This is a genomic window from Streptomyces sp. NPDC056734, assembly GCF_042790455.1.
Classification (GTDB): domain Bacteria; phylum Actinomycetota; class Actinomycetes; order Streptomycetales; family Streptomycetaceae; genus Streptomyces.
The window spans coordinates 192,162-212,408 of the sequence record NZ_JBHTZD010000012.1 but is presented as its reverse complement, the minus strand read 5'-3'; the positions used below and the strand labels follow the sequence as shown (position 1 = coordinate 212,408).

The 20,247-nt window shown below is 72.0% G+C and carries 20 protein-coding genes; 14 read left to right on the top strand and 6 right to left on the bottom strand.

Annotated features, from left to right (window positions below):
• Positions 1–148 precede the first annotated feature (148 nt).
• The 13 genes from ACFRFC_RS20130 (at position 149) to ACFRFC_RS20070 (ending at position 14,457) form a co-directional block, all read left to right on the top strand.
• A complete protein-coding gene (locus ACFRFC_RS20130; RefSeq protein ID WP_382692219.1) occupies positions 149–976 on the top strand; it encodes an isocitrate lyase/phosphoenolpyruvate mutase family protein in 828 nt (275 codons plus the stop codon).
• Positions 977–1,138: 162 nt separating this feature from the next.
• Complete coding sequence (locus tag ACFRFC_RS20125) at positions 1,139–2,980, top strand: helix-turn-helix domain-containing protein (protein WP_382692220.1); 1,842 nt, start codon at positions 1,139–1,141, stop codon at positions 2,978–2,980.
• Between the two features lie 171 nt (positions 2,981–3,151).
• A complete protein-coding gene (locus ACFRFC_RS20120) occupies positions 3,152–4,435 on the top strand; it encodes a lysine N(6)-hydroxylase/L-ornithine N(5)-oxygenase family protein (protein WP_382692221.1) in 1,284 nt (427 codons plus the stop codon).
• Entirely contained in the window at positions 4,435–4,806 is a 372-nt protein-coding gene (locus tag ACFRFC_RS20115) for a cupin domain-containing protein (RefSeq protein WP_382692222.1), read from the top strand. Before ACFRFC_RS20120 ends, ACFRFC_RS20115 begins: the two co-directional genes overlap by 1 nt.
• The gene (locus ACFRFC_RS20110; protein ID WP_382692223.1) at positions 4,803–6,341 is read left to right on the top strand and encodes a class I tRNA ligase family protein; all 1,539 of its coding nucleotides are present in this window, start codon (positions 4,803–4,805) and stop codon (positions 6,339–6,341) included. Before ACFRFC_RS20115 ends, ACFRFC_RS20110 begins: the two co-directional genes overlap by 4 nt.
• Before the next feature lies 1 nt (position 6,342).
• Positions 6,343–7,416 (top strand): NAD(P)/FAD-dependent oxidoreductase, encoded by a 1,074-nt coding sequence (locus ACFRFC_RS20105; protein ID WP_382692224.1) that lies wholly within the window; start codon positions 6,343–6,345, stop codon positions 7,414–7,416.
• A gap of 41 nt (positions 7,417–7,457) precedes the next feature.
• Positions 7,458–8,756, top strand: coding sequence for an acetyl-CoA carboxylase biotin carboxylase subunit family protein (locus ACFRFC_RS20100; protein ID WP_382692273.1), 1,299 nt, complete (start codon positions 7,458–7,460; stop codon positions 8,754–8,756).
• The gene (locus ACFRFC_RS20095; RefSeq protein WP_382692225.1) at positions 8,753–9,142 is read left to right on the top strand and encodes a hypothetical protein; all 390 of its coding nucleotides are present in this window, start codon (positions 8,753–8,755) and stop codon (positions 9,140–9,142) included. Before ACFRFC_RS20100 ends, ACFRFC_RS20095 begins: the two co-directional genes overlap by 4 nt.
• Positions 9,139–10,494: an FAD-binding oxidoreductase gene (locus ACFRFC_RS20090; protein ID WP_382692226.1), complete on the top strand. Its 1,356-nt coding sequence runs from the start codon at positions 9,139–9,141 to the stop codon at positions 10,492–10,494. Before ACFRFC_RS20095 ends, ACFRFC_RS20090 begins: the two co-directional genes overlap by 4 nt.
• A gap of 37 nt (positions 10,495–10,531) precedes the next feature.
• Positions 10,532–11,053: a flavin reductase family protein gene (locus ACFRFC_RS20085; RefSeq protein ID WP_382692227.1), complete on the top strand. Its 522-nt coding sequence runs from the start codon at positions 10,532–10,534 to the stop codon at positions 11,051–11,053.
• 1 nt (position 11,054) lies between these two features.
• Complete coding sequence (locus tag ACFRFC_RS20080) at positions 11,055–12,242, top strand: acyl-CoA dehydrogenase family protein (protein WP_382692228.1); 1,188 nt, start codon at positions 11,055–11,057, stop codon at positions 12,240–12,242.
• Positions 12,243–12,297: 55 nt separating this feature from the next.
• Positions 12,298–13,158, top strand: a complete 861-nt coding sequence (gene ddaH / locus ACFRFC_RS20075) for a dimethylargininase (RefSeq protein WP_382692229.1) — start codon at positions 12,298–12,300, stop codon at positions 13,156–13,158.
• Between the two features lie 57 nt (positions 13,159–13,215).
• A complete protein-coding gene (locus ACFRFC_RS20070; protein ID WP_382692230.1) occupies positions 13,216–14,457 on the top strand; it encodes an ATP-grasp domain-containing protein in 1,242 nt (413 codons plus the stop codon).
• Positions 14,458–14,493: 36 nt separating this feature from the next.
• Here ACFRFC_RS20070 and ACFRFC_RS20065 read toward each other — a convergent pair whose 3' ends face one another.
• Positions 14,494–15,180 (bottom strand): TetR/AcrR family transcriptional regulator, encoded by a 687-nt coding sequence (locus ACFRFC_RS20065; protein WP_382692231.1) that lies wholly within the window; start codon positions 15,178–15,180, stop codon positions 14,494–14,496.
• Positions 15,181–15,301: 121 nt separating this feature from the next.
• Here ACFRFC_RS20065 and ACFRFC_RS20060 point away from each other — a divergent pair, with 121 nt between their 5' ends.
• Positions 15,302–16,270, top strand: a complete 969-nt coding sequence (locus tag ACFRFC_RS20060; protein WP_382692232.1) for an aldo/keto reductase — start codon at positions 15,302–15,304, stop codon at positions 16,268–16,270.
• 21 nt (positions 16,271–16,291) lie between these two features.
• Here the strand turns inward: ACFRFC_RS20060 and ACFRFC_RS20055 are convergent, their stop codons facing one another.
• The 5 genes from ACFRFC_RS20055 to ACFRFC_RS20035 form a co-directional block, all read right to left on the bottom strand.
• Positions 16,292–16,579 carry an SCO5918 family protein gene (locus tag ACFRFC_RS20055; protein WP_382692233.1) on the bottom strand — a complete coding sequence of 96 codons (288 nt, stop codon included), beginning with the start codon at positions 16,577–16,579 and terminating at the stop codon, positions 16,292–16,294.
• A gap of 68 nt (positions 16,580–16,647) precedes the next feature.
• A complete protein-coding gene (locus tag ACFRFC_RS20050; RefSeq protein ID WP_382692274.1) occupies positions 16,648–16,983 on the bottom strand; it encodes a CBS domain-containing protein in 336 nt (111 codons plus the stop codon).
• A 176-nt stretch (positions 16,984–17,159) separates the two neighbouring features.
• Positions 17,160–18,851, bottom strand: coding sequence for a DEAD/DEAH box helicase (locus ACFRFC_RS20045; RefSeq protein WP_382692234.1), 1,692 nt, complete (start codon positions 18,849–18,851; stop codon positions 17,160–17,162).
• A 275-nt stretch (positions 18,852–19,126) separates the two neighbouring features.
• Positions 19,127–19,330 (bottom strand): cold-shock protein, encoded by a 204-nt coding sequence (locus ACFRFC_RS20040; RefSeq protein WP_382692235.1) that lies wholly within the window; start codon positions 19,328–19,330, stop codon positions 19,127–19,129.
• Positions 19,331–19,560: 230 nt separating this feature from the next.
• Positions 19,561–19,932: a MerR family transcriptional regulator gene (locus tag ACFRFC_RS20035; protein ID WP_382692236.1), complete on the bottom strand. Its 372-nt coding sequence runs from the start codon at positions 19,930–19,932 to the stop codon at positions 19,561–19,563.
• Positions 19,933–20,247 lie beyond the last annotated feature (315 nt).

The following is a 20,247-nucleotide window of genomic DNA, read 5'->3' as shown; positions in this document are numbered from 1 at the left end:
TCTTGTCCGGAAACCTGCGATAAATCGAGTCAGTCGCGTACGTCGCGTCAGTCGAGTACGACGAGTACGTCGAGCCAGTCGACTACATCGAGTCAGTCGAGTACGTCGAGTACGTCGAAGCAAGTCCCCCTTTGTGAAAGGTGCCGTAATGGCGAACGCTCAGCAGACCAAGGCCGTCACCCTCCGCGAGCTGCACGAGAAGGGCGTGCTGGTGCTGCCGAACGCCTGGGACGCGGGCAGCGCGGCGCTCATCGCCCAGGCCGGCGCCCAGGCCATCGCCACCACCAGCGGCGGGGTGTCCTGGTCGGCCGGGAAGCCGGACCAGCAGGCGCTCACCCGCGACGAGATGGTGGCCGCGGTGCGCCGGATCGCCGACGCCGTGCAGGTGCCGGTGACCGCCGACATCGAGGGCGGCTACGGGCCCACGCCCGAGGACGTGGCGGCGACCGTCACCGCGGTGATCGCGGCCGGCGCGGTCGGCGTGAACATCGAGGACTCCAAGCCGAACGGTGAACTGTTCTCGGCCGACGAGCAGGCCGACCGGATTCGCGCCGCACGGCAGGCGGCGCGGCTGGCCGGGCTGCCGGAGCTGGTGATCAACCTGCGTACCGATGTCTTCCTCTTCCAGATCGGGGCGCCCGAGGGACGGCAGGCCGACGTGCTCGCCCGTGCGGCCGTCTACGCCGAGGCCGGGGCGGACAGCCTGTTCGTGCCGGGCCTGGTCGACCTCACCGTCATCGCCGAACTGGTGAAGGCCCAGCCGCTGCCGCTCAACGTGATGGCCGGTCCGGGCGCGCCCTCGGTCGCCGAGTTCGAGGCGGCCGGGGTGCGCCGGGTCAGCGTCGGCACCGCCGTCGCCCAGGCCGCCTACACCCTCGCCCAGCGGGCCGCCGCCGAACTGCTCGGCAAGGGCACGTACGACGAGCTGGCCGGCGCGCTCGACTTCGGCGCGGTCAACAGCAGTTTCGCTCGCTGAGGCACGCGGAAGAGCCTCACGGCCTGAGGACGTGCGCCAGGCACGGGGCAGGGCCGGCCGCTCACATCGGTCCGGCCCACCCCTCGTGTTGTCCATGTGTACGAATCATCCAGTACCTGTACAAGAGATGAGGGGATGGGAATGGGGAGGCCGGAGAAATCAGTGGACGCCTCGGGTGGAGCGGTCGCGGAGTTCGCGAGCCGCCTGCGCCGGCTGCGCATCGAGGCCGGCAGTCCGACGTACCGGGACATGGCCAAGGCGGCGATGTACTCGGCGTCGGTGCTGTCCAGCGCGGCCAACGGGAACCGGCTGCCCACGCTCCAGGTCGCGCTGGCGTACGTGGCTGCCTGCGGCGGCGATCGGGAGGAATGGCGCCGCCACTGGCTGGAGGCGGCGGCCGGCGGCGTACCGGGGATGCCACCGCACCCGGCGCTGCCACCGCACCCGGCGGCGCAGGCCGCACCGGGCGCACCGGCCGCCGCACCGCCGCCACCACCCGCGCCGCCGGTCTCCCGGCAGTCGATGGACGGGCAGCGGGTGGCCGGGCAGCCGTTGGGCGGGCAGCCGGTGGTCGGGCGGGCAGCGGCCGGGCGGGCAGCGGCCGGGCGGACGTACTCCCGGCAGCCGATGGCGGCCCCGGACTCCCGGCAGCCGACGGCCGCGCACGCCTACCAGCAGCGGACAGCCACGCACGGCCACCAGCAGCCGACGGGCACGCACGGCTACCAGCAGCCGACGGCCCCCCACGGCCCCCACCAGCCGATGGCCACCCCCGACCCCCGGCGGCCGGCAGCGGCAGCGGCAGCGGCAGCATCCCCCCAGCCGTCCGCCACCGACGCGATACCCCGCGAGCCGACCGCCGAGCCGATACCCCAGGGGCCCACGGCCCCGGCGAGACCCGAGCAGCCCCGGACCACGGTCACCGCCCTGGTCACCGCCCCGGCCCCCGCCCCCGCCATCCCCCTGGCCACCGCCCCGGCGCTGCCCACCCCCTTCCAACTGCCGCCCCGCCCGCAGGGGCTGGTCGGCCGCAACACCGAGCTGGTTCGGCTCGCCTCCGCCCCCGCCGGACCGGTCGTGATCAGCGGCCCGGCCGGCGTCGGCAAGAGCGAACTGGCCCTGCACCACGCGCACGACCTCGCCGTGGCCATGGTGGACGGCCAGCTGTACGCCGATCTCGGCCCGGTGCCCGAGGGCGGGTACGACGTGCCGGGGCTGATCGCCGAGTTCCTCGCGGCGCTGGGGGTGCCCGCCGGGCAGATCCCGGCGGCGGCCGACCAGCGGGCCGGGCTCTACCGCTCGCTGCTCGCCCAGCGCCGGGTGCTGGTGCTGCTGGAGAACGTGCACTCCGAGCGGCAGGTCCGCCCGCTGCTGGTCGACTCGGCGACCAGCACCACCATCGTCGTCGGCCGCTCCTCGCTGCTCGGCCTGCGGGACGTCCACCGGATCCGGCTGGAACTGCTCCCCCGGGCCGACTCCGTCGCGCTGATCTCCCGGGGGCTGCCGGAACGCGCCCAGGCCGATCCGGCGAGCGCCGAGCGGCTGGCCGAGCTGTGCGGCGATCTGCCGCTGGCGCTGGACATCGCCACCCGCAAGCTGCTCGCCCACCCCGGGATGTCCCTGCGCTGGGCGGTCAACCGGCTCGACCGCCCCGAGGCGCTGCTGGACTGGCTGAGCGTCGGTGACCTCTCCCTGCGGGAGGTTCTCCACTCGGCGTATGTCCAACTCAGCTGCGGCGCGGCCGACCTGCTCGACCGGTTGGCCAATCTGCCGCAGCTGGAGCTTCGGGCCGACGGATCAATTCTGGCCGGAGCCGATCGATTGATCGACGAGTTGGTCGAGGCGGGCATGCTCCGGGCCACCGACCGGCTGGGTGCCTACCGGCTCGACCCGCTGGCGCGGGCCTTCGTCGCGGACCGCGATCCGGCCCGCAACCTGCTGTCCCGCCACTCCGTGCCGTTCCCCCGGATCCGGCCGCAGGCCGCCGCCCCGCAGCTGACCTGACCGCCCGGTCAATTCCGGTCAACCGCACGTTGATTGTCCGATTCGGACAAGTCTGTCGATCAACAGCCGCTCTCGCTGTACTCGTCCTACCGAACGGAACTCGAACAGAAGAACGAGCCGTTCACCTGCTCGCTCGAACGGGCGGTGGGACGAGTAGCGAGGTGGAAGAGCATGACCAACCACGAGGTCGAGGTCCTGGCGATCGGCGCGGGGCCGTCCAACCTGGCCCTGGCGGTGGCGATCGAGGAGTCCGGCGCCACCGGCCTGGCGGCCGACACCCTGATCCTGGAACAGCACCCCGATGTGCAGTGGCAGCGCAATCTGCTGCTGCCGTTCGCCCGGAGCCAGGTCTCCTTCGTCAAGGACCTGGTGACCCTGCGCAACCCGCAGAGCCGTTTCTCCTTCCTCTCCTTCCTGCACGCCAAGGGCCGGCTCGACGAGTTCGTCAACCTCGGCACCTTCAACCCCTTCCGCCGGGAGATCTCCGAGTATCTCCAGTGGGTGGCCACCTCCCTCGACCATGTGGGAGTCCGCTACAACGCCAAGGCCCGTGGCGCCGCCCCGCGCCGGGCCGACGACGGCACCGTGATCGGCTGGCGCGTCACCCTCGCCGACGGCGACACCGTCGACGCCCGTGACCTGGTGGTCGGCACCGGCCGCGACGCCCGTATCCCCGCCGAGTTCGCCGACCTGCCCTCGGACCGCGTGATCCACAGCTCCCAGTACTCCGGCCGGATCGCCCGCTATCCGATCGACCGGCCGGTACGGGTGGCGGTGATCGGCGCCGCGCAGAGCGCCGCCGAGATGTTCGTCTCCGTCCACCAGGATCTGCCGCTCAGCCAGCCGACGCTCATCCACCGCTCGGTCGGCCTGATGAACTACCAGACCAGCAAGTTCGTCAACGAGCTGTTCTTCCCGTCCTTCGTCGACGACTTCCACGCCAGCTCCCCGCAGGCCCGCAAGGACATCCTCGACGAGGTCCGCCAGACCAACTACGCCGGTCTGGCCGCCCCGTTCCTCGACGAGACCTACATGATGCTCTACGAGCAGAAACTGACCGGCTCCCAGCGCTCCGCCGTCCGGCCGATGACCGAGGTCGTCTCCGCCCGCGAGGAGGACGGCGAGGTCGTCCTCGAACTGCGCGACCGCAGGACCGGCCGCGTCGAACGGCACCGCTGCGACCTGGTGCTGCTCGGCACCGGCTACGACCAGCGCATGCCCGCACTGGTCCGCGGCCTGGCCGCCCAGGTGGGCCTGGACGAGATCGAGGTGGACCGCCGCTACCGCGTGGACCTCGGCGAGGACACCCGCGCCGGCCTCTACCTCCAGGGCTTCAACGAGGCCACCCACGGCATCTCCGACTCCCTGCTCAGCGTCCTCGCCCAGCGCTCGCACGAAATCACCGGCGACCTGCTCGACCGGCGCAGCGTCACCGTCACGGCGGGGGGCCGCTGATGGAGATCCGCCGCCTGGACCGCGCCAACCTGACCCCCGCCTACGGCATCAAGGGCGAACGCCTCCAGCCGTGGGACGCGCTCAACGCCCCCTTCGAGGGCGCCTGGTGCGTCGTACGGGCCGGCGGCGAGTCCACCCCGCACAGCCACCACGAGTACGAGATCTTCATCGCGATGAGCGGCCGGGCCGCCCTGGTCGTGGACGGCGTCCACCACGAGTTCGCCGCCGGTGACATCGTCCACCTCCCGCCCGGCTGCACCCACAAGGTCGTCAACCCCTCCGCCGAGGACTTCGAGTACTACGGCATCTGGTGGGACACCGACATGTCCGAGTACTTCCTGACCCGCCACCAGAAGGAGGCCGCGGCATGACCAAGCGCACGGCGGTGATCTCCCCCGCCCCGACCGCCAACGGCGACCTGCACCTCGGCCACCTCGCCGGGCCGTTCCTGGCCGCCGACGTCTTCACCCGCTACCAGCGCGCCGCGGGCCGCGACACCGTCTTCGGCACCGGCGCCCAGGACACCTCCACCTTCGTCGTCACCACCGCCCGCCGCCTCGGCATCACCCCCGGGGAACTCGTCACCGACTCCACCGCCAGGATCGAGGCGACCCTCGCCGCCCTGGGCATCGCGGTGGACGCCTTCACCCGGGACGAGGAGCGCTTCACCAAGCAGGTGCTCCAGTTCGTCAGCCGCCTCCACGACGAAGGCAAACTCGTCCTGCGGCCCACCCTCTTCCCCTACGCCCCCAGCACCGGGCAGTACCTGGTCGACGGCTACGTCAAGGGCGGCTGCCCGAACTGCCTCGCGGAGGGCTGCGCCGGGCTCTGCGAGAGCTGCGGCCACCCCCTGGCGGCCGGCGACCTCATCGACCCCCGCTCCACCGAGCACCCCGACGAGACCCTGGAACTGCGCGAGGTCCCCGTCCTGGTACTGCCCCTGGAGGACTACCGGCAGCGGCTGCGGGAGTACTTCGCGAGCACCGGCGCCGCCCTGCGCCCGCACATGGCCCAGGCCGTCGACGAGATGCTGGCCCGGCCGCTGCCCGACTTCCCCGTCACCTACCCCATCTCCTGGGGCATCCCCGCCCCGTTCGCCGAGACCGCCGGGCAGAGCGTCAACCCCAACGCCGAGACGATGGCCTGGTCCATCTACACCACCGTCCTCGCCGCCGAACGGCACGGCGAGGTGGTGTCCGCCGACGACGAACTGTGGTGGCCGGAGTCCGGCACCGAGGTCGTCTACTTCCTCGGCTTCGACAACACCTTCCCCTTCGCCATCGCCGGGGCGGCCATGCTGCTCGCCCTGCACGACCGCTACGCCCTGCCGGCCCGCTTCGTCACCAACGAGTTCTACGAGCTGGAGCACCAGAAATTCTCCACCAGCCGGGGCCACCTGGTCTGGGGGCGGGAACTCGCCGACCGGCTGCCCCGCGACGTCGGCCGCTACCACCTGGCCGCCACCAGCCCCGAGCACCAGCGCACCAACTTCGGCTGGTCCGCGCTTGCCGCCGTCACCGGCGCCCGGCTGGTCGAGCCCTGGAACCGGGTCGCCGCCAAGGCCGGACGGTGGACCGGGCAGACCCTGCCCGTCTCCGCCGCCTCCCGCGAGGCCGCCGACCGGATCACCGAGCGGTTCGCCGCCGCCTACGAACTCGACACCTTCAGCCTCGGCCGCGCCGCCGAGACCCTGGCCGAGCAACTGGGCCGGCTGGACCGCTGGGAGGTGACCGACGACCGGGCCGGCGACTTCTGCCACCAGGTGCAGACGCTGCTCAGGGGCGCCGCCCCGATCCTGATCGACCTCGCCGAGCGGGCCGGGATCGACACCCGGCTCACCCCCGCCGACCGGACGACCGCGATCACCGTACGGGACCTGCCACGGCTGGACACCGGGACGGTGTGAGATGGCCGCCGACGCCCAACGCGTCCTTGTGATCGGCGCCGGGGTGACCGGACTGCTCTCGGCCGTCCGGTGCGCCCTGGCCGGGCACCACGTCACCGTGCTGGACCGGGACGCGATCCCCAACCCCGGCTCCACCTCCTTCGACCAGCACCGGGCCGTGCGCGCGCTCGACCTCGCCGACCTGGCCGCCTCCCGGCGGATCGCGGTGGCCCACCGCCGCTGGATGGCCCTGGAGGCCCTGACCGGCGCCAAGTTCTACCGCCGGGTGGGCATGATCACCGCCTGGCCGGCCGACGAGGCGGACGCCGTGCTGGACGCGGCCCGCGCCGCCGACCTCCCGGTCCGCCTGATCGACCCGGACACCGTGCCCCACGTCCGGTTCCCCGAGAACACGGTCGGGGTGCTGGAACGCCACGGCGGCATCCTGCTCGCCGACCACGCGCTCCAGGTCCTGGTCCGCTGGCTCAACGAGCAGCCGAACGTCACCCTGCGCCCCTGGCAGGAGGTCAAGGAGGTGGACGCGGAGACCGGCCGGGTGTACCTGCCCGACGCGGAGACCCTGGACGCCGACCTGACCCTGATCGCCACCGGCCCCTGGTCGAAGGATCTGGTCGACCTGCCGATGGTCCTGCACCGCCAGACCCTGGTCTACCTGAAGCCCCCCGAGCAGCTCGCCACCGCCTGGGAACGCACCCCCGGCATCGGCCGGATCGGCAGCCACGGCCTGGCCTGGCTCCTGCCCCCGGGCGACGGGACACTCCTCAAGGTCAGCTCGGCCTCCTCCTGCCGGGAGGCGAGCGTGGTCACCGCCGGTACACCGGAGGAGGAACGGCAGTGGGCCGAGCAGGTGCTCGCCGAGCCGATCCTGACCGAGCCCGACCGGTACACGGTGATCGCGGTCAAGCGCTGCCACTACCTGGTGGACGCCCGCACGGGCGCCGCCCACCTGGTCCGGATCGGCCCCAGCACCTGGGCCCGCACGGCCAGCGGAGGAGACGGCTTCCGCACCGCCCCGCTGGTCGCCGAACGCATTCTCGAAGCACTCACCACAGACTTCCGAGAGGAGACGATATGACCCCCGACGACACGACGCCCGGCGCCATGACCTCCGACGCCGTGACCCCCGACGACCGTGTGCTGCTGGTGATCGGCAGCGGGCTCAAGGTCTATCGCGAGTACCTGATCGAGTCCGCCGCCCGCCGCGCCGCCGAACTGGACCTCAAGCTGGTCCTGATCAACAACCTCAAGCCCAACTGGCAGCAGGAGTACTTCGACGAGATCACCGTGGTCAATGTCTTCGACCACGAGGAACTGCGCGCCGCGGCCCGGGAGATCGCGGCCCGCCGGACCGTCATCGGGATCTTCTGCTACGACGAACCGCTGGTGATGCCCGCCGCCGAACTGGCCGCCGAGTTCGGGCTCCCCGGCCTCGGCCCGGACGGTGTGCAGGGCTGCCGGGACAAGCACCGCACCCGCTCGGTGCTGACCGCAGCCGGACTGCCCCAGCCCGGCTTCGAGATGACCGACACCCTGGAGCAGGCCCGCGCGGTGGCCGCCCGGATCGGCTACCCCGTGGTCGTCAAGCCCCGGGCCCTGGGCGCCTCGATGGGCGTCGTGCTCGCCGAGGACGAGTCCCAGCTCGACGAGGCGTACCTCATCGCGTCGAACGCCAGCCTGGTCGGCGACGAGCCGTTCCGGGGCGGCGCGATCGTCGAGGGCTACGCCCGCGGACCCGAGATCAGCATCGACGGCGTGGTGCACCGGGGCGAGTACCGGGCGATGTTCGTGGCCCGCAAGGAGACCGGGCACCACCCGTACTTCGAGGAGGTGGGCCATGTCGTGGACGCGGCCGACCCGCTGCTGCACGACCAGGAACTGACCGACGTCCTGACCAAGGCGCACGAGGTGCTCGGCGTCGAGAACGGGATGACCCACACCGAGGTCAAGCTCACCTCGTACGGCCCGGTGATCATCGAGATCAACGGGCGGCTCGGCGGGGACCTGATCCCGTTCCTGGGCCGGATCGCCACCGGGATCGACCCCGGCGAGCTGCTGGTGGAGGTCGCGGCCGGGCTGCGTCCGGACACCGCCTTCACCCGGCACGGGGTCGCGGGCATCCGCTTCGGCTACCCCGCCGAGGACGTCACCGTCCGCGAGGTGCGGGTGCCGGCCGGACTGCCGGGGCTGGTGACCGCCGCCCCGATGGTGGAGCCGGGCACCGAACTGCGGCTGCCGCCCGGCGGCTACCTGGCCCGGCACTCCTTCGTGGTCTGCACCGGCGAGGACGAGGAGAGCTGCCAGGAGCGGCTCGCCGCCGCCGTCACCGCCGTCGCACTGGACGCGGAGCCGCTGGAGCGCAAGGACGTGACGGCCCGGCTGGAGATGCCGGCGGGACTGCTGGACGTGGACACGTGAGCGGCACCGGGGCCGACGGGCTGCCCGAGGAGCGTGGAGCGTCAGCCATCGACTACGACGGCCGCCGCTTCCGCAAGGTGGCCGCCACGGACGGGGTGACGGCCCGCTACCACCAGGAGGACGACCTGGTCTGGGCGGACTTCGCCGGGGGCCCGGTCCGCCGGGGGAACGTCAACGGGGTCTGTGATCCGGACGGCACCCTCCACCTCGCCTACACGATGGTGCTGGCCGACGGCGAGGTGATCGCCGGACACACCGTCAACACCCCCGAGCAGGACACCGGCGGCGGGCTGCTGCTGCGCGAGGAGTGGGAGCGGTACGGGCCGCACGCCGAGACCGGCGTCTCGTACCTGTCGGAAGTGACGGAACCGGAGGAAGCGGGATGACCGACTGGCAGAGCCTGCGCGAGCAGGTGGACGGAACGGTGCGGCTGCCGGGAGAGCCCGGCTTCGAGGAGAACAGCGGCGCGTTCAACAAGCGGTACGCGGACGTCCGCCCGGCCGCGACGCTCTCCGTGGCGAACGTCGCCGACATCGCCCGGGGCATCGCCTGGGCCCGGGAACAGGGCGTGCCGGTGGTGGCCCGGGGCGGCGGCCACAGCTACGCCGGACAGGCCGCCACCACCGGGCTGGTGCTCGACCTGCACGGCCTGAACACCGTCACGGTGGACCGCGAACGGGAGCTGGTCACCGTCGGCGGCGGGGCCCGCTCCGGCGAGCTGTACGCGGAACTGCAGCGCCACGACCTGGCGGTGCCGCTCGGCAACTCCGACGAGGTCGGCATCGGCGGTCTCGCCCTGGGCGGGGGAGTGGCCGCCGTCTCCCGGGCGTTCGGCCTCACCTGCGACTCCCTGGTGGAGACCGAGATCGTCCTCGCCGACGGCCGGCAGGTCACCTGCAACGAGACCGAGCACCCCGACCTGTTCTGGGCCTGCAAGGGTGGCGGGGGCGGCAACTTCGGGATCAACACCTCCTTCACCTTCCAGGCCCGGCCCACGGTCGCCAGCTCCACCTGCCTCGTGCTGTGGCCCCTGGACGACGCCGAGACGGTGCTCCCGGTGATGCAGCGGATCATGCGGGACGCGCCCGACCGGTTCGCCGCCCGGATCGGGGTGAGCCGCTCCGGCGACGACGACGGCACCGTCTCCGTGATCGGCCAGCACCTGGGCCCGGCGACCGAGCTGCGCGACCTGCTGGCGCCCGCGCTGACGGCCGCCGCACCCACCAGGACGGACATCGAGGACCGTACCTACTGGGAGGCCAAGGACTACCTGCGCCACGAGACCTCGGGAGACCCCTTCGCGGTCCGCACCCGGACCATCGCCGAGCCCCTCACCGAGGCCGGCGTCGACACCCTCCTGACCGCCCTGCGCAAATGGCCCGGCAGCGGCAACCCGGACGGCGCCGGCATCGCCCTGTTCACCTGGGGCGGCGCCATCAACCGGGTGCCCGTCACCGAGACCGCCTTCCCCCACCGGGACGTGCTCTTTCTGATCTCGATGGACGCGTCCTGGTCCACCGGGGACCCGGAGGAGGTGCGCCGCGCGAATCTCGACTGGCTGACGGAACTGCACGCCGCGATGGGCGCGCACGCCCGGGACGCCTCGTACGCCAACTTCGCCGACCCCGATCTGCCCGACGCCCAGGCCGCCTACTTCGGCCCCAACCTGGACCGGCTGCGCGCGGTCAAGCACCGCTACGACCCCGAGCGGGTCTTCACCTTCGCCCAGGCCGTCTAGCACCGGCCGGTACGCCCTTTCCGAGGAGGAAGCTGTCATGTCACCCGATCTGCGCGGCGCGATGCGCAACTTCGCCACCGGTGTCTGCGTCGCCACGACCTACGCGGACCACGAGGGTCTCCGCAGCCACGACGCGGTGACGCTCAACTCACTGACCTCGGTGTCGCTCGACCCGCCGCTGGTCTCGCTGTCCCTGCGGCGTGGCTCCGGGTTCCTGGGCGATCTGCTCACGACCAAGAAGTGGGCGATCTCCATCCTGGACGCGGACGCCGAGCCGTTGGCCCGGCAGCTCGCCAGGAGCCACGGCGACCGCGCCGAGGTGGTCGACGCCCTCCAGGCCCGGCCCGGCCCGGCCACCGGCGCCCTGATGCTGGACGCCCAGAGCGGCCTTGAGTGCGTGCTCTGGGACAGCTTCGACGTCGGCGACCACACGATGGTGATCGGCGAGGTGGTCTCCACCGGCGTCCGCGACCACCAGCCCCCCCTGCTCTTCCTGCACGGCAGATTCCACCAGCTGGCGACCGCCACGACCGCGACGACCATGACCAAGGAGTCCTGACATGACACACACTGGGGCGGTCCCCAACACCGCCGCCGAGATCCTCGCCGCCGCCAAGGCGCTCGCCCCGCAGCTGCGCGAACGTGCCCCCGAGATCGAGAAGAACCGCCGCCTCCCCGCCGACGTGGTCGAACTGATCCGTTCCACCGGCGCGTTCCGGATGGGCTTCAGCAGGGCCTGGGGCGGCCCGGAGCTGACCTCCGTCGAGCAGACCGAGGTGGTCGAGGCCCTGGCATACGGCGACGCCTCGGCCGGCTGGGCCGCCATGATCGGGATGGACTCCGGCCTCTACGCCTCGTTCCTCGACGAGACGGTGGCCAAGGAGATGTTCCCCCGCCTCGACATGACCACCGCCGGACTGCTCTTCCCGGTCGGCCGGGCCGAACGGGTCGAGGGCGGCTACCGCCTCTCCGGCCGCTGGCAGTTCGGCAGCGGCATCACCCACGCCGACTGGGTCATCTCCGGAGCCTTCCTGTACGACGACGGCGAACCCCACCTGGTGGACGGCGCCCACGACTCCATCCTCCTCATGGTGCCCCGGGCGGACGTCGAGATCATCGACACCTGGCACACCACGGGCCTGGCGGGCAGCGGCAGCTGCGACTACGCGATCCACGACGTGTTCGTCCCGGAGGGCAGGACCCTCACCCTGGGCACGGTCCGAGGCGGCGAAGGCCCGCTGGCCCAGCCCGAGGTGCACATGCGCAACATGCCCGGTGTCCCGCTCGGCGTCGCCCGCGCCGCACTGGACTGGGTACGCGAGCAGGTGCTGGCCAAGTCCCCCGCCGGGGGCGGCGGCTGGGCAGACAACTGGCGGGTGCAGGTCACCCTCGCCGAGTGCGAGGCCGACTTCAACGCCACCCGCAGCGCGGTGTACGGCGCCATGCGCCGCCAGTGGGAGGTACTGGAGACGACCGGCACCCTCGACGCCCTCACCCCCGAGGAGCGCGCCGCGCTCCCCCTCTCCCGGCTGCACGCCTTCCGCACGGCCCGCTCCATCGTCCTGCGGCTCTACGACCTGATGCAGACCGCCGCGATCTACAAGCCCGGCCCGCTCGACCGCTGGCTCCGCGACACCATGACGATGTGCCAGCACGTGGTGGCCCAGGACAAGATCCTCCAGTCCGCGGGCGCCCACCTCCTGGGCGGCAGGCCCGGCTTCCCGCTCAGCCTGGGCATCACCGCCTGACCCCCGGGAAACGAGCCCACGGCCCCCTCCCCTCCCCCCGAAAGGACCCCACCCCATGACCGACCTCCTCGCCCCCGAGGCCGCCCCGATCCCCGGTCAGGCCCCCCGCCAGGCCCGCACCCGTACGTATGTGATGTGCCGTCCCGACCACTTCGAGGTCAGCTACCGCATCAACGCCTGGATGGACCCGGACAAGCCCACCGACCGCGAGCTGGCCATCGCCCAGTGGGAAGACCTGCGCGCGCTGTTCATCGAGCTGGGCCACCACGTCCGTACGATCGACGCCGCCCCGGGACTCCCGGACATGGTGTTCGCCGCGAACGGCGCCCTGGTGGTGGACGGCAAGGCCCTGATCTCCAGGTTCCACCACCCCGAGCGCCAGGCCGAGGCACAGCTGTGGGCCCAGTGGTTCCGGCGGCAGGGCTATCCGGAGGCACAGGTCGTCCAGGCTGCCTTCACCAGCGAGGGAGAGGGCGACTACGTGACCACCGGCGGCGCCATCCTCGCCGGTAACGGCTTCCGCTCCGACCCCCGCTCCCAGGCCGAGGCCGAGGCACTGTTCGGCCGCCCGGTGGTCAGCCTGAAACTGGTCGACCCGCGCTTCTACCACCTGGACACCGCGCTGGCCGCCCTCGACGACGACGAGATCGTCTACTACCCCGGCGCCTTCGACCCGCAGAGCCTGTGCGTCCTGCAACAGCTGTTCCCGGACGCCGTCCTCGCGGACGAACAGGACGCCCTGGCCTTCGGCCTCAACCTGGTCTCCGACGGCCACAACGTCATCCTCCCCGAGCCCGCCACCGCCCTGGCCGGCAAGCTCCGCGCCCACGGCTTCCGCACCCACCGGGTGGACCTGGCCGAACTCCTCAAGGCGGGCGGCAGCGTGAAGTGCTGCACGCTCGAAATCCGCGACTGACGCGACTGGCGCGACTGACAAGGCCACTGACAACCTCCCTCTCCTAGGAGAAGCACCATGACCGAGCAGCCCTGGATCATCGTCGGCTACGTCAATGTCCTGCCCCACATCAAGGAGTTCGCCCCCGGCTCGGTGATCGTCATCGACGAGCCGGACGTGATCCGCAAGGGCGATGTCAAGAACGCCCTTGAGGGCGCCGCGATGCTGCGCGAGCTGATCGAGTGGGAGTACCAGCTCCCCGCCGCCGCCGACGAGTTCTTCAACACCTACCCCGACCTCGACCCGGCCGTGGTGGCCCCGCTGGTCGAGTACGCGACACCGTTCGCGGCCCGGCTGGCCGAACGGTACGGAGTGCCGGGGGCCGGGGCCGGGGCGGCCCGGATCATGCGGGACAAGTCGCTGCTGCGCCGGGTCACCCGGGCCGCGGGCGTCCTCAACCCGGTGTCCCGGGAGGTCACCTCCCCGGACGAGGTGCGCGAGTTCGTGGCCGCCCACCCCGGCTCCGTGGTCCTCAAGCCGTCCAACCGGCAGGCGTCCGTCGGCACCAAGGTGCTGCACTCGCTGGACGACCTGGATGCCGCGTGGACGGAGTGCACCAGCCAGGACGAGGGCGACCGGGTGCCGGACCGGGAACGCGAACTGCGCATGCTGATCGAGACCTACGTCCACGGCGCCGAGTACAGCGTCGAACTGCTGGTCAGCGCGGGCGAGGTGCTGTTCTCCAATGTCACCGGCAAGCTGCTCTACCCCGGCCCGCGCCCCATCGAACTGGGCCACACCGTGCCCGCCGCCGGAATCCCGGAGTCACTCGGCGAACTGCTGGTCGCCCAGACCGAGACGGTGCTGCGCGCGGTCGGCTTCGGCAGCGGCATGGTGCACTGCGAGTGGATCGTCAGCGACGGCCGCCCGTACCTGGTGGAGTGCGCCGGCCGGTTCCCCGGCGACGGCATCCCGATGCTGATCGAGGAGGCGTACCGGATCGACCTGGCCGGCGCGTTCTACACCGTCATGCGGGGCGAGTGCCCCGAGCCGCTGCCCCGGCGGCCGGCCGGCGGCGCGGCGGTCCGCTTCCTGGAGGCGGTCCCCGGCGAGGTGGTGTCCGTCGAGGGCGCCGACGACGCGGCCCGTCTGCCCGGCGTGCTCTCCCTCTCCCTCCAGCTGAAGCCCGGCGACACCGTGCGCGAACTGTGCAGCTCCTGGGACCGGGCGGGCTCGGTGATGACCCGGGGCACCACCTCGGCGGACGCCCTGCGCCACGCCGAGGAAGCCGCGGGCACGATCCGGATCACCACGACCTGAGGGTGAGCGTTCCTCACATGACCATCGTTCGCCTGTTCAGTCCTGGGGTGCGGTCGCCCGCTGATGCAGGCCGCTCAGGATCAGGCCGAGGCCGAACTCGAAGCGCGCGTCGAAGTTGACGATCTCCTCGACGGGGGTGGCGTAGAGATGCGGGTAGGTCTGCCGGGCGCCGTGGAGGTCGAGCCGGTCGAGGACGTCCTCGGTCCGGCCCTGCTGTTCGAGGCCTTCGCCCAGGACGTAGCAGAAGACCGTGGTGGTGGCCCACAGGGCGGCCGTTCCGTGCAGCCCTGCCTGCCGCATGACGCCGACGAGGCGGTCGGCGAAGGCGAGGTTGTGGCGCTGGGCGGCGTAACTGCCGCCGACGATCCGGGCACCGTCGCGCCGCCCTAGCAGGGCCTGGCGCAGCCGCCGGGCGAGGACGGCGACCTCGGTCTGCCAGGGCTCGCCCCGGCTCTCGGTGAGGGCGTCGGCGAGGATCGCCTCGGCCATCTCGTCCAGCAGGGCGCCCTTGTTGCTGAAGACACGGTAGATCGCGGGCAGTTGAAGCCCGAGGGCATCGGCGAGCCGCCGCATGGTGAGCGCTTCGAGCCCGCCGTCGTCGACGATCCCCAGAGCGGCGGACACCAGTGCCCGGGCGCGGGTCGCGGGGGGTGGGGCGGTGGCTCGTACGGGGGTGGGTTCCTCGTCTCGTACGGGCGCGGAGTCCTCTTGACCGGTCGGCATGTTAACGATGTTAGGGCGCCCCGGGACGTTGATACGGCTGCCCGACAGGTGCGCCCTTCCGGGCCCGAGCGGCGTTAACGGCGTTATCCTGCGATCCCACACCACGACAGGAGCAGCGACGATGCAGTACGTGAAGCTCGGTTCGACGGGAATGGACGTGTCCCGGATCTGCCTGGGATGTATGACCTACGGCGTGCCGGGCCGGGGCAAGCACGAGTGGACCCTGGCCGAGGCGGACGCCCGCCCGCTGATCAGGCAGGCGCTGGACGCCGGGATCACCTTCTTCGACACCGCGAACATCTACTCGGACGGCACCAGCGAGGAGATCGTCGGCAAGGCGCTGCGCGATTTCGCGGACCGCGACGAGATCGTGCTGGCGACCAAGGTGCAGGGCCGGACACGGCCGGGCCCCAATGGCGGCGGACTGTCCCGCAAGGCCATCATGACGGAGATCGACCACAGCCTGACCCGGCTGGGCACCGACTATGTCGATCTCTACTACATCCACCGCTGGGACCCGCACACCCCCATCGAGGAGACGATGGAGGCGCTGCACGATCTGGTGCGGGCGGGCAAGGTGCGCTACCTCGGGGCGAGTTCGATGTACGCCTGGCAGTTCTCCAAGGCCCAGTACACCGCCCGGCTGGGCGGCTGGACCCGGTTCGTCGCCATGCAGAACCACTACAACCTGATCTACCGCGAGGAGGAGCGCGAGATGCTCCCCCTCTGCGCGGACCAGGGCGTCGGTGTGCTGCCGTGGAGCCCGCTGGCCCGGGGCCGGCTCACCCGTGACTGGGGCACGGAGACCGGCCGCAGCACCACCGACGACTTCGGCAGCACCCTCTACCGGGACGGTGACCGGGCCGTCGTCGAGACCGTCACCCGGATCGCCGCCGAGCGCGGGGTGCCGCGCGCCCAGGTGGCCCTCGCCTGGCTGCTGCACCAGGACACGGTGACCGCCCCGGTCATCGGCGCGTCCAGGCCGGGGCACGTCGAGGATGCCATCGCCGCCGTCGAACTCACCCTCACCGGCAAGGAGATCGCGGAACTGGAGCAGCCGTACACCCCGCACCCGATCTCCGGCCACTGAGACCGACGCCGGCCACCCCCGTCACCAGCCGAGCGCGTCCTCGCCGAGGAGCGGGTCGCGGGCCGGGGCGGCCGGGCGGGCCTCCTGGCAGGGGAAACCGAGCCGGGTCAGGGCGCGGCGCATCTCGACGGTCGTGAAGTCACGGCGGTCGAGCCTGGTGACCACCTCACCGACCTGCATCACGGGGTACACCTGGCCGTCGATGGTCACCGACACACCGGTGACCGGTTCGGGCGTGATACCGCTCATCGACTGCTCGACCTCGCTCTTGGTGAGGTCGAAGGGGAAACGGGCGATGACACAGCGCATGGCTGCCTCCACAGGGGTGGGGAAGAACTCCGAAGAGGCCGGCCGCGCGAGCGCGACCGGCTCGGCGGTCAGGGAACCAGGGTGAGCACGCCCAGGGCGTAGCCGTGCTCGTCGATCACGGGGGACACATCCAGGGTCCGGACCCGCATGGCGTCCTCCGCCTCGCCGAGCATCGAGACGGACGCGGTGAACGGTCCGCGGTCGAGCGGGATGTCCCGCAGCCGGGTCCGGTCGCCGTACCAGGTGCCGCCGCGGTGCGCGGCGAGCTGGGCCCGGGTGACCAGACCCGTGCACCGCCCGTCCTCGTCCCGGAGCAGCAGATGGTGGACGCGGGCGCCGATGAGCACGGACAGGGCCACGTCCACCGCCATGTGGTCGTCGACCTGCGGCCCGGGAGCGCCCATGGCGTCACGCGCGGTCAGCCCGGTGCCATCGGCGAGGTCGCCGGGGGCACCGGCCGACGGTGTCCCGTCGCGAAGCAGCATCGGTGACGTCAAGGGCCTCTCCTCGTCGTGGACGCGGCCGGGAACGGGCGGCAGCCCGTCCCGACCGCTGCTGGGAGCGTGTCCCTGTGCTCGGATCAGGGGTTGTTCCGCGGGGCGGCACGACGGACCCGGCCGGCGGTCCGGGCGTTCCCACCCGGCCCCGCGCTCCGCCCGGCCCCGCCATGGGCACCGCCGGTACGACCGCTGCCACCGCTGCCACCGGTGCCGGAGCCGCCGCGGGCACTGCCGCCCGCGCCACCGCCGCTGCGGCCACTGCCACCGGACCCGGCGGCACGGCCGTTCCCGCCGCCGGACCCGCCGCCGCGTCCGCGGCGGCTGCGCCCGGCAGAGCCCTTGCCCTCGCGCCGTGCGTCGGCCGGGGCGGGGACCGTGATGGTGACCGGCTCGCCGGACGGCGTCCGGGCGCCGGTGATGCGGTTCAGCTCGGGCTCGCCCGGACGGACCCGGAGGTTCTGGGGCGCGATCCCGGCGTCGGCCATCAGCCGGTCCACCGCGCGCCGCTGGTGCGGCAGGACGAGGGTGACGACGGTGCCGGACTCACCGGCGCGGGCGGTACGGCCGCCGCGGTGCAGATAGTCCTTGTGGTCGCCGGGCGGGTCGACGTTGACCACGAGGTCGAGGTCGTCGACGTGGATGCCACGGGCGGCGACGTTGGTGGCCACCAGGACCGACACATGGCCGTCCTTGAAGTGGGCGAGCGTCCGGTTGCGCTGGGACTGGGACTTGCCGCCGTGCAGCGCGGAGGCGCGCACCCCGACGGACAGCAACTGCTTGGTGAACCGGTCCACCGCGTGCTTGGTGTCCAGGAACATCAGGACGCGTCCGTCGCGGGCGGCGATCTCCGTCGCCGTGTCGTGCTTCTCGGTGTCGCGCACATGCAGCAGATGGTGCTCCATGGTGGTGACCGTCCCGGTGGACGGGTCGACCGAGTGCACCACGGGGTCGTGGAGGTAACGGCGTACCAGGAGATCGATGTTGCGGTCCAGGGTGGCCGAGAACAGCAGCCGCTGACCGGTGGACGGGACCTGGTCGAGCAGCGTGGTGACCTGCGGCATGAAGCCCATGTCGGCCATCTGGTCGGCCTCGTCCAGGACGGTCACGGAGACCTGGTCCAGCCGGCAGGCGCCCTGCTGGATCAGGTCCTTGAGACGCCCGGGTGTCGCGACGACGACCTCGGCGCCGCTGCGCAGCGCGCTGATCTGGCGGCCGATGGACATGCCGCCCACCACGGTGACCAGCCGCAGCCGCAGGGCGCGGGCGTACGGGGTGAGCGAGTCGGTGACCTGCTGGGCCAGTTCCCGGGTCGGTACCAGGACGAGGGCGAACGGCTGGCCGGGCTGGGCCCGCTGTCCGTCCAGGCGGGCCAGCAGGGGCAGGCCGAAGGCGAGCGTCTTGCCGGAGCCGGTGCGGCCCCGGCCCAGGACGTCCCGGCCGGCCAGCGAGTTGGGCAGGGTGGCCGCCTGGATCGGGAAGGGCACGGTCACGCCCTCGGCGGTGAGCGCGGCCAGCAGCCGTTCGGGCATGTCCAGTTCGGCGAATGTCTCGACGGCCGGCAGCGGCTCGGTGAGCGTGACCGGCAGCGTGAATTCCTGGGGACGCGCGGCGGAGCGGGAGCCGCCCCCGCCGCCCTTGCCGGGACGCGGGCTCTGACGGCCGCTCTCCTGGCCACGGAAGCGGCTGCCACGGCCGGAGCCGGACGAGCGCGCGGACTGACGGTCCGCGCGGAAACCACCGGAAGTGCCGCCGGTGCGACGGGTGCGGTTCATGGGAACCTTCCTCGATGCGGCGTATCGAGGAATTCCGTCCGGCGGCGTTGCCGCACGCGGATTCGCAAGAATGAGCCGAAGAAAAAAGAAGAGCCGGGCCGTGAAATGGGGCCGGGTCTATCGATGGACCGGGAATTCCGGGAATGTGCGGCCGAGAGGCGACGCGGGCCAGCGGAAGTCCGGAAAACAATGAGCTGGGGCCCGCACCCCAAGAGCGCGGGCCCCAGTTCATGGTGATGCGCGAGCCACTGGCTCGCGACGATTTCGCGTCAGCGTCAGGCGGGAACGATGTTCTCGGCCTGCGGGCCCTTCTGACCCTGCGTGACGTCGAAGGTAACCTTCTGGCCTTCCTGAAGCTCGCGGAAGCCGGAGCTGGCGATGTTCGAGTAGTGCGCGAACACGTCGGCGCCGCCGCCGTCCTGCTCAATGAAGCCGAAGCCCTTTTCCGCGTTGAACCACTTCACGGTGCCAGATGCCATATTGAATCTCCCTTGGGGGGCAGTACCGGACTCCGCACTTTACGGAGCCGAGTCGCCGCGATGATCACCCCTCCGGAAAGATCCGGAAAGCTCTGCAAAGATAAATCTCTGGCAACCAAAACTGCAACTGCTAACAAGCTAACACAGGTCGGCCGGAGGCGGCGATGCGCTTTCCGGGTCGTTCCGGTGACTCTGGTGCCGCCGAGGGCGCTGTTTCTGTACCGGCGGGATCAGATATCCGCAGCGTGTGTACCACCGCGTGTACCACCGTGCGCGCCGAACGCGTCGAGCCGGCGGCGCATGTCCCGGTTCTGGCGGAGGGCGGCGTCGAGCTGGTCCTCCAGGGCGATGATCCGGCAGGCGGCCTCGACGGGGGTGCCCTGGCCGACCAGCTCGCGGGCGCGGGCGGCGACGCGCAGCTGGCGGCGCGAGTACCTGCGGTGCCCGCCCTGCGAACGCAGCGGCGTGATCAGTCCGGTCTCGCCGACGGCCCGGAGGAAGGCGGGGGTTGCGCCGAGCACGTCTGCGGCCCGGCCCATGGTGTAGGCGGGGTAGTCGTCGTCGTCGAGGTTTCCGGCGCCGGGGGCGTTCACAGCGGGCATGACACCTTCGTTTCGGGGACGCGGCGAGGGACCGGGACGGTCGTGGCGCCCGCGCTACGAAGGCTCGGCCGCCAGCCGCCGCGTACGACAACCCTAACGCCGCCGGGCGCGGACATGTGGACCGGCCGGAGCAGTTTTCCGGGTGGTGTCCCTCACCTGGGTGTCCGCCTTGTTCGCGCCGCCGAACGCGTGAGTTCACGAAGGTGTCCGCCCGGCGTGGGGGGGGCCCCCCGGCCGGCCCCCCCCGCCCCCCCCCCCCCCCGCCCCGGGGGGGGGGGGGGGCTGGTGGGGCCTGCGGGGCCCCCCGGGCCCCCC